Below are 17,407 nucleotides of genomic sequence, written 5' to 3' on the forward strand. Positions count from 1 at the left end.
CGCGTCCACTGTGTTGGTTCTGAAACCACGAACAGCCCCACGTTTCACAGAGCGTGGTGTGGCATCGTTCGACAGTTTCATAGTGTTTCGGTGGTCATAGCGTGAGGGAAACGCCCGGTTACATTCCGAACCCGGAAGCTAAGCCTTACAGCGCCGATGGTACTGCAGGGGGGACCCTGTGGGAGAGTAGGACACCGCCGAACTCCTTTTAGAGCTCTGGCTCTTGGGCAACTAGCCCAGGAGCCAGAGCTTTTTTGCGTTGAGGTAGGGTCAGGGAGCAAAGTTGGCTCGTTTCCCACCACAGGAGGCTCCCGGGTGGAGGTCCAGGAGACCCGTGTCCAGACGGACCGGGTCCTCACCATCCCGAACATCCTCAGCATGGCCCGTCTGGTCGGCGTTCCCGTCTTCCTGTGGTTGATCCTCAGGCCCGAGTTCGGCGGGCCCAACAGCGACGGCTGGGCCCTGCTGGTGCTCCTCTTCAGCGGCGTCAGCGACTACCTGGACGGCAAGCTCGCCCGGCGCTGGAACCAGATCAGCAGCCTCGGCCGGCTGCTGGACCCCGCCGCGGACCGGCTCTACGTGTTGTCGACGTTGGTCGGACTCACCTGGCGCGAGATTCTGCCGCTCTGGTTGACGGCCGCGCTACTGCTGCGCGAGCTGGTTCTGTTGGTGATGGTGGGGATCCTCCGGCGCCACGGCTATCCGCCGCCACAGGTGAACTTCCTGGGGAAGGCCGCCACGTTCAATCTGATGTACGCGTTCCCGCTCCTCCTGCTCAGTGACGGAAGCGGCTGGATCTCGTCACTCGCTGCTATTTTCGGATGGGCGTTCGCAGGGTGGGGTACAACCCTGTACTGGTGGGCAGGAGTGCTCTACGTGGTGCAGGTCCGTCGCCTGGTTCGTGCGGACGCCACAGCCGATTGAGCTCGGCGATTGTCCGGACGTGGTGGCCCCTCGAAAGCTCTCGATGGCCCGCGGCGGAAAAGTGCGGGACAATCGGGGCGGGTGAAGTCGGCTAGACCGTCATCTCTTAGAGGAGGACGCTTCCGACATGAAGGCCGTCGTGATGGCCGGTGGTGAAGGCACACGCCTTCGCCCCATGACCTCCAGCATGCCCAAGCCACTCCTTCCGGTCGTCAACCGGCCGATCATGGAGCATGTGCTACGGCTGCTCAAAAGGCATGGGCTCACCGAGACCGTCGTCACTGTGCAGTTCCTGGCATCGCTGGTCAAGAACTACTTCGGGGACGGCGAGGAGCTCGGTATGGAGCTCACCTATGCCAACGAGGAGAAGCCACTCGGTACCGCCGGAAGCGTCAAGAACGCCGAAGACGCGTTGAAGGACGATGCTTTCCTCGTCATCTCCGGCGATGCGCTGACCGACTTCGACCTCACCGAGCTGATCAACTTCCACAAGGCGAAGGGCGCGCTCGTCACGGTCTGTCTGACGCGTGTGCCCAATCCGCTGGAATTCGGCATCACCATCGTCGACGAGGAAGGCAAGGTCGAGCGTTTCCTCGAAAAGCCGACCTGGGGCCAGGTCTTCTCCGACACGGTGAACACGGGCATCTACGTCATGGAGCCCGAAGTATTCGACTACGTCGAGGCCGATGTTCCCGTCGACTGGTCCGGCGATGTCTTCCCGCAGCTGATGAAGGAAGGCAAGCCCATCTACGGCTACATCGCCGAGGGCTACTGGGAGGACGTCGGTACCCACGAGTCGTATGTGAAGGCGCAGGCCGACGTCCTGGAGGGCAAGGTCGACGTCGACATCGACGGCTTCGAGATATCCCCGGGTGTCTGGGTCGCCGAGGGTGCCGAGGTGCATGCGGACGCCGAACTGCGCGGGCCGTTGTACATCGGTGACTACGCCAAGGTCGAGGCCGGCGCGGAAATCCGCGAGCACACCGTCGTCGGATCCAACGTCGTCGTGAAGAGCGGCGCCTTCCTGCACCGGGCCGTCGTGCACGACAACGTGTACGTCGGGCAGCACAGCAACCTGCGGGGCTGTGTCGTCGGGAAGAACACCGACATCATGCGGGCCGCGCGGATCGAGGACGGGGCGGTCATCGGTGACGAGTGCCTGATCGGTGAAGAATCGATCGTGCAGGGCAATGTCCGGGTCTACCCCTTCAAGACCATCGAGGCCGGCGCCTTCGTCAACACCTCGGTGATCTGGGAGTCGCGCGGCCAGGCCCATCTGTTCGGCGCCCGCGGTGTGTCCGGGATCCTGAACGTCGAGATCACCCCGGAACTGGCCGTGCGGCTGGCCGGCGCGTATGCCACCACCCTGAAGAAGGGATCCACCGTCACGACGGCCCGTGACCACTCCCGTGGTGCCCGTGCGCTCAAGCGGGCGGTGATCTCCGCGCTCCAGGCAAGTGCCATCGACGTACGCGACCTGGAGAACGTGCCGCTGCCCGTGGCGCGGCAGCAGACCGCGCGGGGCAGCGCCGGCGGGATCATGATCCGGACCTCGCCCGGGGTGCCGGACTCCGTCGACATCATGTTCTTCGACGGCCAGGGCGCCGACCTCTCCCAGGCCAGCCAGCGCAAGCTGGACCGGATCTTCGCGCGGCAGGAGTACCGGCGTGCGTTCCCCGGTGAGATCGGTGACCTGCACTTCCCGGCCAGCGTCTTCGACTCGTACACCGGGTCCCTGCTGCGGAACGTCGACACGACCGGAATCGCCGAGGCGGGCCTCAAGGTCGTCGTGGACGCCTCCAACGGCAGTGCCGGGCTTGTTCTGCCCAGTCTGCTCGGCAAGCTCGGTGTGGACTCGCTGACCATCAACCCCGGCCTGAACGAGGCCAGGCCCACGGAGACGGCCGACCAGCGGCGGGCGGGGCTGGTGCGCCTCGGCGAGATCGTGGCGTCCTCCGGGGCCGCCTTCGGCGTGCGGTTCGACCCGGTCGGTGAACGGCTGTCCCTGGTGGACGAGAAGGGCCGCATCATCGAGGACGACCGGGCGCTGCTGGTGATGCTCGACCTGGTCGCCGCCGAGCGGCGCAGCGGCCGGGTGGCGCTTCCGGTCACCACGACCCGGATCGCCGAGCAGGTGGCGGCGTACCACGGCACCCAGGTCGAGTGGACGACCACCTCTCCCGACGACCTCACGCGCGTGGGGCGCGAGGAAGGCACCATCTTCGGTGGTGACGGCAAGGGCGGTTTCATCGTTCCCGAGTTCAGCAGCGTCTACGACGGAACGGCCGCCTTCGTACGGCTGATCGGCCTGGTGGCGCGGACGCAGCTCACGCTGAGCCAGATCGACGCCCGGATCCCGAAGGCGCATGTCCTCAAGCGGGACCTGGCGACGCCGTGGGCTGTCAAGGGGCTGGTCATGCGGCGTGTCGTGGAGGCCGCCGATGATCGTTTCGTCGACACGACCGACGGGGTGCGGGTCGTCGAGACCGACGGGCGCTGGGTGATGGTGCTGCCCGACCCGGCCGAGGCGGTCACCCATCTGTGGGCCGAGGGGCCCGACGACGCCTCCGCACAGGCCCTGTTGGACGAGTGGTCGGCGATCGTGGACAGCGCCGGGCGGTAGAACCGCTGCACGCGTGCGTGCCGGACACGTGTCCCCACGGGGGGCCGGTCCGGCACGCCGGTGGGGCCGTTCGGAGGTACCGGTCGCAACGTGCGACGATGTGCGGCATGCCGCAGCAACCCCCCGTTCGGAGCAGCGTCTCCCGGCCGTCGCGCCCGGACGCCTCCATGTCGTTGATCACCAACGTCATGGACCACAGCCTGGACGACGGGTACGCCGAGGCGGCCGCGCGGAAGCGGGCCCGGGGCGAGGACGGCGGCATGCCGAAGACCCTGCGGGCCAGGCTGGGTCTCGCCGGTGGTCTGGTGCTGGCGGCCCTCGTGGTGACCGTGGGAGCGGCGCAGGCACGCGTGACGGCGCCGGTGGTGGCCAAGGAGCGCCAGGAGCTCATCGACCGGATCGATCGGGAGACGGCGGCCGCCGACAAGCTGGAGACCGGTGTCGACACGCTGCGGGACGACGTCAGCGCCCGCCAGCGGGCCGCGCTGAAGGACAGCGGCGGCAGCGGGCAGGCGGACCTGGTGGGCATGCTGTCGGGCGCCACGGCGGTGCACGGCCCCGGCGTGAAGCTGGTGGTGAACGACGCCAAGGAGGCATCCTCGGGCGGTGACGCCGGCAATCCCCGGGAGACCTCGGGGTTCTCCGATACCGGCCGGGTGCGGGACCATGACATGCAGCGCGTCGTGAACGGGCTGTGGGCCTCGGGTGCCGAGGCGATCTCCATCAACGGGCAGCGGCTGACGGCACTGTCCGCGATCAGGGCCGCGGGGGACGCGATACTGGTCGACAACAGGCCGCTGGTACCGCCGTACACGGTGCTGGCGGTGGGGGACGGGGCGAAGCTCGGCTCCAGGTTCCAGGACAGTCCCGACGGGCTGTACCTGCATGCGCTGGAGGAGAACTTCGACATCCGGGCGACCATCTCCACGCAGAGTGACGTCCGGTTGCCGGCCGCGCCGAGCGTGATCGTACGTACAGCACAGCCGTACACCGAGAAGACTGAGAAGGGCACATCGTGATCGCCGTACTTGGCCTCGTCGTGGGCGTCGTGGCCGGACTGTTGGTCCGTCCTGAGGTTCCGGCGGTCGTCGAGCCGTATCTGCCGATCGCCGTCGTCGCGGCGCTCGACGCCGTCTTCGGCGGTCTGCGGGCCATGCTGGACGGGATCTTCGACGACAAGGTCTTCGTGGTGTCGTTCCTGTCCAACGTGGTGGTGGCCGCGCTGATCGTCTTCCTCGGCGACAAGTTGGGTGTCGGCTCGCAGTTGTCCACGGGGGTCGTGGTGGTCCTCGGTATCCGTATCTTCTCCAACGCCGCGGCGATCCGGCGGCACGTGTTCAGGGCGTGAGCGGCATGAGCGACCACGAGGAGCGGCCGGAGCACCGGCTGCGCAGAGAACTCCCGGCCGAGGTGCCCGCCGCGCCGGAGGCCGAGTCCGCCGCCGAACCGAAGCCGGAGGCCGGCCTGACCGGCCGCCGGAGGCTGGTCCAGGGGCTGTGGCCACCCCGCGTGAGCAGGGCCCAACTGATCGTTGCGGTGCTGCTGTTCGGGCTCGGATTCGGGCTCGCCGTGCAGGTGGCGTCGAACAGCGACAGCGACAGCGCGCTGCGCGGGGCCCGGCAGGAAGATCTTGTACGCATCCTCGATGAACTGGACGACCGTACTCAGCGTCTTGAGGACGAGAAGACAGGACTCGAGAAGCAGCGTCAGGAGTTGCAGAGCAGCTCCGACCAGGCGGCGGAGGCCCGCAGGCAGACGGCCGAGAAGGAGCGGCAACTCGGCATTCTCGCGGGCACCGTGGCGGCCCAGGGTCCTGGCATCACGATGACGGTCGACGACCCGAAGGGGACGGTGCAGGCGGACATGCTGCTCGACGCGGTCCAGGAGCTGCGCGCGGCCGGTGCGGAGGCGATCCAGGTCAACGGGGTACGGGTGATCGCCGGCACCTACCTGAACGACTCCGGCAAGGGTGTGAGTGTCGACGGGAACAAGATCACCCAGCCCTACGTTTTCAGGGTGATCGGCAAGCCGCAGGATCTCGAACCGGCTCTCAACATCCCGGGAGGAGTGGTGCAGACCCTGGAGAAGGAACAGGCGACTGTGACCGTCCAGCGGTCGGCCAAGATCATTGTCGATGCCTTGCGACCGGCGAAGCAGCCTGACTACGCTCGGTCGTCCTCACAGTGAACCGGCGGTGCATGGGGGGCGTCGGGCGAGGGCATGAGGATGCGGGGGGTCGGCGCACCGGGGAACCGGTGCGTGGTGGAAACTGTCTGGTGGATACGGACGTTGTGTGGTTGTCCGGGTCGGCCGGTTTATTCAGTCAGGGTTCGTCCTGCCCCACGGGCGGGTCTGTTTCGGTCAAGGGGAATCGCCCGTGAAGTTGTTTGCGAAGTTGTTCGGCAAGAGCGCGCGAGAGGGTAGCGACAACGCGACCGCTCGCCATCGGGCACAGCCCGACGCGGAGGGCCAGCGCCCACTGTTCCGGGACCAGGTGGCTGGTCCGGGGGGTGACATTTCGGGAGGTCAGGGCGCGCCGTCAGTTGACCCGTCCCAGTCCGGCGGCATAGGTTTCGGGCAACCGTCAACCTCAGGTGCGGGTGGAGGGTTTGCCTCCGGCCCGTACGCGTCCAACGCCCCGGCGGGGCAGCCGCGGCAGGAGGATCCGTCCATGTCGGCCCTGGTTTGTACGAGGTGCGGTAACCGCAACGCGGAGAACGCCCGCTTCTGTTCCAACTGTGGAGCTCCGTTGCGCCCGGGTGCTGTTCCCGAGCGTGCGTCGGAGACGACGTCCACGATCTCGATCTCGGGCCTGGAGGCCTACGACGCCGAGGTCACCGGCCAGACCCAGATGCCGTCGCTCTCGCCCGAGGCGCAGGCTGCGGTCGACGCGCTGCCGCTGGGCTCCGCGCTGCTGGTCGTGCGCCGTGGGCCCAACTCGGGCAGCCGCTTCCTGCTGGACAGCGACCTGACCACGGCCGGCCGTCACCCGCAGAGCGACATCTTCCTGGACGACGTGACGGTCTCGCGTCGGCACGTGGAGTTCCGCCGGCAGCCGGACGGGTCGTTCACGGTGGCCGACGTCGGCAGCCTCAACGGCACGTACGTCAACCGCGAGCGCATCGACCAGGTCGCCCTGTCGAACGGTGACGAGGTCCAGATCGGTAAGTACCGGCTGGTCTTCTACGCGAGCCGGCAGGGCATCTGACCCCGCCGGACCTCGTCCGGGGGACCCCAGGGAAGAAGGCCCATGCTGCACACACCGAGCGGCGGTACCGGTCACGGCACCGCCGCCACGGAACCCGGGCTGATGAGCATCGGCACGGTGCTGAACGTGCTGCGCGACGAGTTCCCCGAAGTCACCATCTCCAAGATCCGTTTCCTGGAGTCGGAGGGGCTCATCGAGCCGCGCCGGACCCCTTCCGGGTACCGGAAGTTCAGCGCCGGGGACGTGGAGCGCCTCGGACACGTCCTGCGGATGCAGCGGGACCACTATCTGCCGCTCAAGGTCATCCGGGAGTACCTGGACGCCATGGAGCGCGGCGAGGCGGTCCAGCTGCCCGTGCTGGGGCGGCAGCGCGACGGTGAGCCCGTGCTGACGGTTCCCGAGACGCCCACGGTGGCCCGGATCGGACGGGGCGAGCTGCTCGCCGCCGCCGACATCGACGAGAACTGCCTCGCGGAGTGGGAGTCGTACGGGCTGATCGCTCCGCTGGAGGACGGCGTGTACGACGCCGAGACGGTCACCGTGGCCTCGCTCGTGGCCGAGCTGGGGCGGTTCGGGATCGAACCGCGCCATCTCCGGGTGATGAAGGCCGCCGCCGATCGTGAGGCCGGGCTGGTGGACCAGGTGGTGGCGCCGCTCAAGCGGCACCGCAATCCGCAGACCAGGGCCCACGCGGAGGCCCGTACGAAGGAGCTGGCGGAACTCACGGTGAAGCTGCACGCGGCGCTGGTGCAGACCGCGCTCGGGGTGCGGCTGCCGTGACTACCACGACAGGACCCGGACCGGGGCCGGATCGGGCGTGCGTTCCCGGCCCGACTACCCAAACGTCCCGGGCACGGCCTAGGGTTGCTGTGTGAACGAGCTCGATGTCGTAGGTGTCCGGGTGGAAATGCCCTCCAACCAACCGATCGTGCTCCTGCGCGAAGTGGGAGGCGATCGTTACCTCCCCATCTGGATCGGGCCGGGGGAGGCGACGGCGATCGCTTTCGCCCAGCAGGGGATGGCGCCTGCCAGGCCGCTGACCCACGACCTGTTCAAGGACGTGCTGGAGGCCGTCGGCCAGGAGCTCACCGAAGTGCGCATCACGGACCTGCGTGAAGGCGTCTTCTACGCGGAGCTGGTCTTCGCCAGCGGGGTCGAGGTGAGTGCCCGTCCGTCCGACGCCATAGCGCTGGCGCTGCGCACCGGAACGCCGATCTACGGCAGCGACACGGTGCTGGACGACGCGGGCATCGCGATCCCCGACGAGCAGGAGGACGAGGTGGAGAAGTTCCGCGAGTTCCTCGACCAGATCTCGCCCGAGGACTTCGGCACCAGCAGCCAGTGAGGTACCGGAGCGGCCCGTCATCCGCCGGAAGGCCGGTGACGGGCCGGTTCGCGGCTGGTCACAGCCGAAACTCATGGGCAATTGCCAGCGGCCACTGAGAGCGTCCTACGGCTTCCCGCCAGAGCATTCGGCTAGCCTTTCCCCGCGGTGGGACACGGGAAACCACTCCCAGGGCGATTATCACTCGGCGTGCCGAGTGTGGCGATCGTTGACGCACCCCTGGTGACTGCCTACCGTCGAGAAGGCAGGTCAAGGACGGAGGTCGGCGTGAGAAGCAGCGGCGACGGTACGGCTGGGGGTGCCCCGGAACGCGGTTTCGGGGAGAGCGGTCCGTACCCGCTTCACAGCAGCACTGCCGGTCACGCCCCGCAGCGGCCGACCGCAGTGCCGAGCGGCGGAGGGGCGGCGTCCATGGCGACCGAGGAGATCGGCTACCGCGGGCCCACGGCCTGTGCGGCGGCCGGCATCACCTACCGGCAGCTCGACTACTGGGCCCGTACCGGCCTGGTCGAGCCCAGTGTGCGGCCCGCCTACGGGTCGGGCACCCAGCGTCTGTACAGCTTCCGGGACGTGGTCGTCCTGAAGATCGTCAAGCGGTTCCTGGACACCGGGGTCTCCCTCCAGAACATCCGCACCGCCGTCCAGCACCTCAGGGAACGCGGTTTCCGCGACCTGGAGCGCATGACCCTGATGAGCGACGGCGCCACGGTCTACGAGTGTTCGTCCCCCGACGAGGTGCACGCCCTGCTCCAGGGCGGTCAGGGGGTCTTCGGGATCGCGGTCGGCGTGGTGTGGCGGGACGTGGAGAGCGCTCTCTCCCAGCTGCACGGTGAGCGCGTCGACACCGGCGAGACGCTCGTCGGCCACAACCCCGCCGACGAACTGGCCCGGCGGCGCAACCGGGCGGTCTGAGGTCCGGGCCCGCAGGCCCTCGGGTCCCTCGGCCCTCGGGCCCTCGAACACCTTCTGACGCCCCGGCACGGGTCCGTGCCGGGGCATTGTCAGTGGCGTGGTGCAGCATCGGAGATGTGAGAACCGCGCCCACGATCCTGCATCTCGACATGGATGCCTTCTTCGCCTCGGTGGAGCAGGCGTCCAAGCCGAGCCTGCGCGGGAAGGCCGTGGTCGTGGGCGGGCTCGGGCCGCGGGGTGTGGTGGCCACCGCGTCGTACGAGGCCCGGGTGTTCGGGGTGCACTCCGCGATGCCGATGGGGCAGGCACGGCGGCTGGCGCCGAACGCCGCGTACCTGGTGCCGCGCTTCGGGCTGTACCGGTCGATCAGCGAGCAGGTGATGGGGCTGCTGCGCGGGCTGTCGCCGCTGGTGGAGCCGCTCAGCCTGGACGAGGCGTTCGTGGATCTGGAGGCCGCCGGGGCGGCCGGGGACGCGGTGGCGGCGCGGCTGGTGGGGGAGAGGCTGCGCGCGGACATACGGGCTGTCACGGGGCTCTCCGGGTCCGTCGGGCTCGCCGCCTCCAAGATGCTCGCGAAGATCGCCTCCGAGCAGGCCAAGCCCGACGGGCTGGTGCTGATCGAGCCGGGCACGGAGCGGGCGATGCTGGGGCCGATGCCGGTGCGGATCCTGCCGGGGGTGGGGCCGGCGACCGGGGACCATCTGCGGCGGGCCGGGATCACCACGGTCGACGAGATCGCCGAGGCCGGGGAGGACGAGCTGGTCCGGCTGCTCGGCAAGGCCCATGGGCACGCGCTGTTCGCGATGGCGCTGGCGCACGACGAGCGGCCCGTGGTGGCCGAGCGGGAGACCAAGTCGGTGTCGGTCGAGGACACCTACGACGTGGACATCCACGACCGGCTGCGGGTGGGTCTTGAGGTGCAGCGGCTGGCCGACCGGTGCGTGCGGCGGCTGCGGGGGGCCGGGCTGTCGGGGCGGACCATCGTGCTGAAGGTGCGGCGGTACGACTTCTCGACGCTCACCCGGTCGGAGACGTTGCGGGGGCCGACCGACGATCCGGCGGTGGTCCGGGAGGCGGCCGCCCGGTTGCTGGACTCGGTGGACACGACGGGGGGTGTGCGGTTGCTGGGGGTGGGGGTGTCGGGGCTGGCCGACTACACGCAGGAGGACCTGTTCGCGCAGGCGGCGGCCGGGGAGGGGGCGGCGGATTTCGTGGCGGAGGAGGACGTCCCGGAGCCGGTGACGCAGGAGGAGGCCGTCGCCGAGCGGCGGTGGCCCGCGGGGCACGACGTGCGGCATGCCGAGTACGGGCACGGATGGGTGCAGGGTAGTGGGCTGGGGCGGGTGACGGTTCGGTTCGAGACGCCGGCGGCGGTGGGACCGGGGAGGGTACGGACGTTCCGGGTCGAGGATCCTGAGCTGGAGCCGGCGGAGCCGTTGCCGTTGGTGCCGGGGATTTCGGGGGCCGGGGCGCGGATGTGACGGGCGTCGGGGCCGGGGGCGGGGACGCTCACCGGCGCTGCAGGGTGCCGCCGCGCCCACCCGTGCCGCCCCGCGGCACGCCTGCCCGCGGTTGAATCTCAGGGGCGCGGGAAACTGCGCGACCAGCCCCCGCCGGCCCGCAGCCGAGATGCGACCGGACCCGGTGTCGGCCTCACGCGCCCGCGTCCTCCGTGCCGGCCAGCTTGCCGAAGTCGTGATCCGGATGGCCCTGAGGCGGGGGAGTCGTGTCCAGGCCGTAGTGGTGGTAGAGCTGGAGTTCCTGTTCGGGGGAGAGATGGCGGCCCACGCCGAAGTCGGGGGCGTCTTTGATCAGGGCGCGGTCGAAGGGGACGTGCAGCGTGCCCTCGACCAGTTCGCTGGGCTCCAGGGGGACGAAGGCGTCCCGGGAGAACAGGCCGGTGCGTATGGCCGCCCACTCCGGCACGCCCGTCGCGTCGTCGAGGTACACCTCGTCGATCGTGCCGATCTTCGTGCCGTTGCGGTCGAACGCCTTGCGGCCGATCAGGTTGCGCGGATCGATGTCGGTCAGCACGGGCCCTCCACTTGGTCGCAACTCATCCGTAAGCACTACAAAAGAGCACAATGAAGGAGGCGGCCACTCGAAGGCTCCGGTGTTGCCCTCGCTGGTAGGCTGGCAGACGGCTGCTGACCCCGTGCGGGAGAGTCCTCCGGGCAACCGGAGGCGCCGAAGGAGCAAATCCTCCCCGGAATCTCTCAGGCCCACGTACCGCACGGACGAGGTCACTCTGGAAAGCAGGGCGGACGTCGACGGTGTCCGCCCTCACCGACGGTGAAAGCCGGTGCTCCGCAAGGGCGCATCGGTGAAGCTCTCAGGTTAGATGACAGAGGGGGAGGCCGTCGGGGTACCCGTGCCGGGGTACCCCTCGAAGGTCGCGTAAGACCAGGAGGCCTCCGCAATGACCGCCCAGCGCATCCCGCTCTCCGATCTCGAGCAGGGCATTCCCTTCGAGCAGCGCCATATCGGGCCCGATCACGAGGCTCAGGCAAAGATGCTCGCCCAGGTCGGGTACGGCTCGCTAGACGACCTGACCGCCGCCGCCGTGCCGGACGTGATCAAGAACGCCGACCGCCTGGAGCTGCCCGGCGCCCGCACCGAGGCCGAGGTACTGGCCGAGCTGCGGTCGCTGGCGGACCGGAACCAGGTGCTCGACTCGATGATCGGCCTCGGGTACTACGGGACCTTCACGCCGCCCGTCATCCTGCGCAACGTGATGGAGAACCCCGCCTGGTACACGGCCTACACGCCCTACCAGCCGGAGATCTCCCAGGGCCGGCTGGAGGCGCTGCTCAACTTCCAGACCGTGGTCGCCGACCTCACCGGCCTGCCCACCTCCGGTGCCTCGCTGCTCGACGAGGGCACGGCCGCCGCCGAGGCCATGGCCCTGTCGTTGCGGATGGGCAAGAACAAGAAGGGCGTCTTCGTCGTCGACGCGGACGCGCTGCCGCAGACCATCGCGGTGATCCAGACCCGGGCCGAGCCGACCGGCGTGGAGGTCGTGGTCGCCGACCTGAGCGACGGGATTCCGGCCGACCTCGCCGCGCGCGAGATCAACGGCGTACTCGTCCAGTACCCCGGCGCCTCCGGTGCCGTACGCGACATCAGGGCCGTCGTCGAGCAGGCGCACGAGACCGGCGCGCTCGTCACCGTCGCGGCCGACCTGCTCGCGCTGACCCTGCTGACCTCGCCGGGCGAGCTCGGGGCCGACATCGCCGTCGGCACCACCCAGCGCTTCGGTGTCCCGATGGGCTTCGGCGGGCCGCACGCCGGCTACCTGGCGGTCCGCGAGAAGTTCGCGCGCAGCCTGCCCGGACGGCTCGTGGGCGTCTCCGTGGACGCCGACGGGAACAAGGCGTACCGGCTGGCGCTGCAGACCCGCGAGCAGCACATCCGGCGGGAGAAGGCCACCAGCAACATCTGCACCGCGCAGGTGCTGCTCGCCGTCATGGCCGGCATGTACGCCGTCTACCACGGCCCCGAGGGACTGCGGGCGATCGCGCAGCGGACGCACCGGTACGCCACGATCCTCGCCGCGGGACTCAGGGCCGGCGGTGTCGAGATCGTCCACGGCGCCTACTTCGACACCCTCACCGCCCGCGTGCCCGGCAAGGCCGCCGAGATCGTCGCCGCCGCCCGCCAGGGTGGCGTCAACCTGCGGCTCGTCGACGCCGACCACGTCTCCATGGCCTGCGACGAGACCACCACCCGCGGTCAGCTGGCCGCCGTCTGGACGGCCTTCGGCGTCGAGGGCGACGTCGAGACGCTGGACGCCGTCGCCGAGGACACGCTGCCCGAGGCGCTGCTGCGCGCCGACGGCTACCTGGGCCACCCGGTCTTCCGGCAGTACCGCTCCGAGACCGCGATGCTGCGCTACCTGCGACGGCTCGCCGACCGCGACTACGCGCTGGACCGGGGCATGATCCCGCTGGGCTCCTGCACCATGAAGCTCAACGCGACCACCGAGATGGAGCCGGTCACCTGGCCCGAGTTCGGCCGGCTGCACCCGTTCGCGCCCGCCGAGCAGGCGCAGGGCTACCTGACCCTCATCCGGGAGCTGGAGGAGCGGCTCGCCGAGGTCACCGGGTACGACAGCGTGTCCCTGCAGCCCAACGCCGGATCCCAGGGCGAACTGGCCGGGCTGCTCGCCGTGCGCGCGTACCACCGTGCCAACGGTGACGCGCAGCGGACCGTGTGTCTCATCCCGTCCTCCGCGCACGGCACCAACGCCGCGAGCGCGGTCATGGCCGGGATGAAGGTCGTCGTCGTGAAGACCGCCGAGGACGGCGAGATCGACGTCCAGGACCTGCGGGCGAAGATCGAGCAGCACCGCGACGAGCTCGCCGTGCTGATGATCACCTACCCGTCCACGCACGGGGTGTTCGAGGAGCACGTCGCCGACATCTGCGCGCAGGTGCACGAGGCCGGCGGCCAGGTGTACGTCGACGGCGCCAACCTGAACGCCCTGGTCGGGGTCGCCAAGCCGGGGCACTTCGGCGGTGACGTCTCCCACCTCAACCTGCACAAGACCTTCTGCATCCCGCACGGCGGCGGCGGTCCTGGCGTCGGTCCGGTGGCCGTGCGGGCCCACCTGGCGCCGTACCTGCCGAACCACCCGCTGCAGCCCGCCGCCGGGCCGGAGACGGGCGTCGGGCCGATCTCGGCCGCGCCGTGGGGGTCCGCGGGGATCCTGCCGATCTCGTGGGCGTACGTCCGGCTGATGGGCGGCGAGGGGCTGAAGCGGGCCACCCAGGTGGCCGTGCTCAGCGCCAACTACGTCGCCAAGCGGCTGGAGCCGCACTACCCGGTGCTCTACACCGGGCCCGGCGGGCTGGTCGCGCACGAGTGCATCATCGATCTGCGGCCGCTGACCAAGGCGACCGGGGTGAGCGTCGACGACGTCGCCAAGCGGCTCATCGACTACGGCTTCCACGCGCCGACGATGTCCTTCCCGGTGGCCGGCACGCTGATGATCGAGCCGACCGAGTCCGAGGACCTCGGTGAGCTGGACCGGTTCTGCGAGGCGATGATCGCCATCCGCGCGGAGATCGACAAGGTCGGGGCGGGGGAGTGGCCCGCCGACGACAACCCGCTGCGCGGCGCTCCGCACACCGCCGGTGCGCTGGGCGGCGAGTGGAAGCACGCGTACAGCCGGGAGGAGGCGGTCTTCCCCGCCGGGGTGTCCGCCGCCGACAAGTACTGGCCGCCGGTGCGCCGGATCGACCAGGCCTTCGGCGACCGGAACCTGGTGTGCTCGTGCCCGCCGCTGGACGCGTACGAGGACTGACGTACAGGGATCGTGTGACACGCAGGACAGAGGCCCCGCTTCGGCGGGGCCTCTGCCGTGTGCGCTACGCCGGGTACGCGTGCGTCTGGGCCGCCTTCACCGTCGCCCAGACGGGGGCCCCCGGGTGCAGGTCCAGTTCGGCGGCGGCGACCGTGGTGAGGTCGGCGGCGAGGGAGAGCTCGCCGGTCAGGTCGGCGCGGATCTGGTCGCCGTGGATCTCCAGGCCGGCGACCTCGCAGCGCCAGAGGTTGCGGGCGCTGGCGCCCGTGGGGCGGTCCCGGAAGAGGGTGACGGCGCTCGGCGGGAACGCGACGAAGACGTCACCGGCGAGGTCCTCGGTGGTGGTGATCACGGGGCCCGCGGCCAGCTCGACCGTATGGCCGTCGGCCGCCCGGCCCCGGTAGAGGTTGAGGCCGACCAGGTGGGCGATGTAGTCGGTGCGGGGGTGGCGGGCGATGTCGGCGGGGGTGCCCTCCTGGACGACCCGGCCGTCCTCGATGACGATCAGGCGGTCGGCCAGCACCATGGCGTCCAGCGGGTCGTGCGTGACCAGTACCGCGACGGCCTCGAACTCGGCCAGGTGACGGCGGAGTTGGGACCGTACGTCCAGGCGGGTGCGGGCGTCGAGGGCGGCGAGGGGTTCGTCCAGGAGCAGCAGCCGGGGGTGGGTGGCCAGGGCGCGGGCCAGTGCGACGCGCTGGGCCTGGCCGCCGGAGAGGCGGCGGGGCTTGACGCCGGCGTGTTCGGTGAGGCCCATGCGGTCGAGCCAGGCGGCGGCCTGGGTGCGGGCGTCGGTCTTCGTCGCGCCGTGGCAGCGGGGGCCGAAGGCGACGTTGTCGAGGGCCGTGAGGTGGGGGAAGAGGAGGTAGTCCTGGAAGACGACGCCGACCGGGCGGGATTCGGGGGGTGTGCGGTCCAACTCCGTGCCGTCGAGGTGGAGATGACCGGTGGTGAGGGGGGTGAGGCCGGCCAGGGCGCGGAGGGCGGTGGTCTTTCCGGCGCCGTTGGGGCCCAGGAGGGCGACGACCTCGCCGGGGGCGGCGGTGAGGGTGATGTCCAGGTGGAAGGCGGGGCGGGTGACGACGAGGTGGGCGTGGAGGCCGTGAGTGGTGGGGTGCGGGTGCGTGGTGGCCGCCCGGCCTTCGGCCGGGTGCGGGTTCCCACCCGCACCACCTGTGCAGGCATCAGTGTCGGGTGCGGGTGGCCCCTGTGGGGGCGGAGCGCCGTCGGCGGCTGCGTGTGGGTTTGTCATGGGAGGGGTGTCCAGCGGGTTGTTCTCATGAGGCTGTCATCCAACGGTCCCGCAATGCTCCGAGGACCGCGATCGACACCGTCAGCAGCACCAGGCTGAGGGCGATCGCCGCGTCGGGGTCGTTCTGGAGGGCGAGGTAGACGGCGAGCGGCATGGTCTGGGTGCGGCCGGGGAAGTTGCCGGCGAAGGTGATGGTGGCGCCGAACTCGCCGAGGGCGCGGGCCCAGGCCAGTACGGCGCCGGCCGCGATGCCGGGGGCGATGAGCGGGAGCGTGACCCGGCGGAACGCCGTGAAGCGGGAGGCGCCCAGGGTGGTGGCCGCCTCCTCGTAGCGGGGGTCGGCGGCGCGCAGGGTGCCCTCGACGCTGATCACCAGGAAGGGCATGGCGACGAAGGACTCGGCGACCACCACACCTGCCGTGGTGAACGGGAGGGTGATGCCGAACCAGGCGTCCAGCCACTGGCCGACCACCCCGTTGCGGCCGAGGGCCAGGAGCAGGGCCACCCCGCCGACCACCGGGGGGAGGACGAGGGGGAGGGTGACCAGCGCGCGGACGAAACCCCGGCCGGGGAACTCCGTGCGGGCCAGCAGCCAGGCCAGGGGGACGCCCAGGACCAGGCTCACGGCCGTCGCCGCCGTCGCGCAGATCAGGGAGAGCTGCAGGGCCTGCCAGACCTCCGTACTGGTCAGCAGGGACGGGAGGCTGCTCCAGGGGGCCCGGACCAGCAGGGCGACCAACGGCAGGAGCAGGAAGACCAGGGCCACCGCTCCGGGGAGGAGGAGCGGCAGCGGGACGGCGGGCCGGACGCGCCGGCGCCGCGGGCCGCCCCTGCGGGGAGCGGCCACGGCGCCGGACCCGTCGGCTTTCGTCACGGCTTGAGGAACCCGGCCTGGTTCAGCACCTGCTGGCCTTCGGCGGACTGGACCAGGGCGATGAACGCCTTGGCCACCGCGGGGTTCGGGGCGTCCTTGAGGAGGGCGATCGGGTAGTCGTTGATCGCGTTCGCGGACTCGGGGAACTCCACGCCCTCCACCTTGCTGCCGGCGGCCTTCACGTCGGTCTTGTAGACGACCGCGGCGTCGGCCTCCTTGAGGACCACCTTGTTGAGGGCGGACTTCACGTCCTCCTCGTAGGAGACCGGGGTGAGCTTGAGCTTGCTGGCGTCCAGGGCCTTCTGCGCGGCGGCGCCGCACGGCACCGTCTTGTCGCAGAGGACGACCTTGAGCGAGGACTTGGTGAGGTCCTTCAGGGAGGAGATCTTGTCGGGGTTGCCCGGCAGCGTGGCGATCTCCAGCTGGTTGCGGACGAAGGTGGCCGGCGTGCCGACGGCGTCGCTCTTGGCCGTCACGATCGCCATGGTCTTGGGGCTCGCGGCGGCGAAGACGTCGGCCGGCGCACCGCCCGTGATCTGCGCGGCGAGGGTGTCACTGCCGCCGAAGCTGAAGTTGACCTTGGTGCCCGGGTGGGCCTTCTCGAAGTCGGCCTTCAGGGTCGTGAAGCTCTCCTGGAGCGAGGCCGCCGCGAACACGGTGATCGAGCCCGACAGCTTGGGCGTCGCCGCCGACGACGTGTCCGACTTCGTCTTCGCCGACGAGCTGTCGTCGGAGGAGGAACAGGCGCTCAGGGCCAGCAGGGCCGCGACCGAGGCGCCGGCCACCTGGAGCGTCCGCCGGGTCCGGCGCACGGAACGGGTCATCACGAGTGAACTCCTCTGGATTCTATGAACAATCTGTCGCGCCCTGCCGCGGCCTGTCTATCAGCCGCCTGGCGATGATACTGCCGCATTTGCCAGCCGTAAGTCTTCTGTCACATCGCATGAGCTGCATACTTACGGAT

15 protein-coding genes, 1 rRNA gene and 1 riboswitch are annotated in these 17,407 nt (G+C 70.0%); of the genes, 12 read left to right on the top strand and 4 right to left on the bottom strand.

The genetic code is table 11. From position 1 onward, the window contains the following. Positions 1-86: 86 nt before the first annotated feature. The 11 genes from rrf (at position 87) to IEZ11_RS33515 (ending at position 10,493) form a co-directional block, all read left to right on the top strand. Positions 87-203, top strand: a 5S ribosomal RNA gene (rrf, locus tag IEZ11_RS33465). A gap of 112 nt (positions 204-315) precedes the next feature. Beyond that, positions 316-924 carry a cardiolipin synthase ClsA gene (gene clsA / locus IEZ11_RS33470; protein ID WP_189266715.1) on the top strand — a complete coding sequence of 203 codons (609 nt, stop codon included), beginning with the start codon at positions 316-318 and terminating at the stop codon, positions 922-924. Positions 925-1,051: 127 nt separating this feature from the next. Next, positions 1,052-3,547, top strand: a complete 2,496-nt coding sequence (locus IEZ11_RS33475; RefSeq protein ID WP_189266716.1) for a mannose-1-phosphate guanyltransferase — start codon at positions 1,052-1,054, stop codon at positions 3,545-3,547. Positions 3,548-3,654: 107 nt separating this feature from the next. Next, positions 3,655-4,566, top strand: coding sequence for a DUF881 domain-containing protein (locus IEZ11_RS33480; protein ID WP_229713515.1), 912 nt, complete (start codon positions 3,655-3,657; stop codon positions 4,564-4,566). Next, complete coding sequence (locus tag IEZ11_RS33485; RefSeq protein ID WP_046727248.1) at positions 4,563-4,895, top strand: small basic family protein; 333 nt, start codon at positions 4,563-4,565, stop codon at positions 4,893-4,895. Before IEZ11_RS33480 ends, IEZ11_RS33485 begins: the two co-directional genes overlap by 4 nt. 5 nt (positions 4,896-4,900) lie before the next feature. Further along, positions 4,901-5,734 (top strand): DUF881 domain-containing protein, encoded by an 834-nt coding sequence (locus IEZ11_RS33490; RefSeq protein ID WP_189266718.1) that lies wholly within the window; start codon positions 4,901-4,903, stop codon positions 5,732-5,734. A gap of 190 nt (positions 5,735-5,924) precedes the next feature. Beyond that, entirely contained in the window at positions 5,925-6,755 is an 831-nt protein-coding gene (locus IEZ11_RS33495; RefSeq protein ID WP_189266873.1) for a zinc-ribbon and FHA domain-containing protein, read from the top strand. 42 nt (positions 6,756-6,797) lie between these two features. After that, a complete protein-coding gene (ftsR, locus tag IEZ11_RS33500; RefSeq protein WP_189266719.1) occupies positions 6,798-7,535 on the top strand; it encodes a transcriptional regulator FtsR in 738 nt (245 codons plus the stop codon). Positions 7,536-7,626: 91 nt separating this feature from the next. Next, positions 7,627-8,100 (top strand): bifunctional nuclease family protein, encoded by a 474-nt coding sequence (locus tag IEZ11_RS33505; protein ID WP_026253112.1) that lies wholly within the window; start codon positions 7,627-7,629, stop codon positions 8,098-8,100. 267 nt (positions 8,101-8,367) lie between these two features. Next, positions 8,368-9,012, top strand: a complete 645-nt coding sequence (locus tag IEZ11_RS33510) for a MerR family transcriptional regulator (protein WP_189266720.1) — start codon at positions 8,368-8,370, stop codon at positions 9,010-9,012. 116 nt (positions 9,013-9,128) lie between these two features. Further along, positions 9,129-10,493 (top strand): DNA polymerase IV, encoded by a 1,365-nt coding sequence (locus IEZ11_RS33515; RefSeq protein WP_189266721.1) that lies wholly within the window; start codon positions 9,129-9,131, stop codon positions 10,491-10,493. A 172-nt stretch (positions 10,494-10,665) separates the two neighbouring features. Here the strand turns inward: IEZ11_RS33515 and IEZ11_RS33520 are convergent, their stop codons facing one another. Continuing rightward, positions 10,666-11,046 carry a PRC-barrel domain-containing protein gene (locus IEZ11_RS33520; protein WP_189266722.1) on the bottom strand — a complete coding sequence of 127 codons (381 nt, stop codon included), beginning with the start codon at positions 11,044-11,046 and terminating at the stop codon, positions 10,666-10,668. A gap of 114 nt (positions 11,047-11,160) precedes the next feature. Further along, a riboswitch (glycine riboswitch) is annotated at positions 11,161-11,254 on the top strand. Positions 11,255-11,431: 177 nt separating this feature from the next. On the opposite strand from IEZ11_RS33520, the gene gcvP reads away from it, so the two are divergent. Next, entirely contained in the window at positions 11,432-14,317 is a 2,886-nt protein-coding gene (gene gcvP / locus IEZ11_RS33525; RefSeq protein ID WP_189266723.1) for an aminomethyl-transferring glycine dehydrogenase, read from the top strand. 64 nt (positions 14,318-14,381) lie between these two features. Here the strand turns inward: gcvP and IEZ11_RS33530 are convergent, their stop codons facing one another. From IEZ11_RS33530 to modA, 3 genes are read right to left on the bottom strand one after another with little or no spacing between them, the layout of a single operon-like run. Beyond that, positions 14,382-15,569 carry an ABC transporter ATP-binding protein gene (locus IEZ11_RS33530; protein ID WP_189266724.1) on the bottom strand — a complete coding sequence of 396 codons (1,188 nt, stop codon included), beginning with the start codon at positions 15,567-15,569 and terminating at the stop codon, positions 14,382-14,384. 25 nt (positions 15,570-15,594) lie between these two features. Beyond that, positions 15,595-16,443: an ABC transporter permease gene (locus IEZ11_RS33535; RefSeq protein WP_189266725.1), complete on the bottom strand. Its 849-nt coding sequence runs from the start codon at positions 16,441-16,443 to the stop codon at positions 15,595-15,597. After that, positions 16,440-17,267, bottom strand: coding sequence for a molybdate ABC transporter substrate-binding protein (gene modA / locus IEZ11_RS33540; RefSeq protein ID WP_189266726.1), 828 nt, complete (start codon positions 17,265-17,267; stop codon positions 16,440-16,442). The genes IEZ11_RS33535 and modA overlap by 4 nt, the downstream gene beginning before the upstream one ends. Positions 17,268-17,407: the final 140 nt, after the last annotated feature.

The organism is Streptomyces fuscichromogenes, from assembly GCF_014645815.1.
Classification (GTDB): Bacteria; Actinomycetota; Actinomycetes; order Streptomycetales; family Streptomycetaceae; genus Streptomyces; species Streptomyces fuscichromogenes.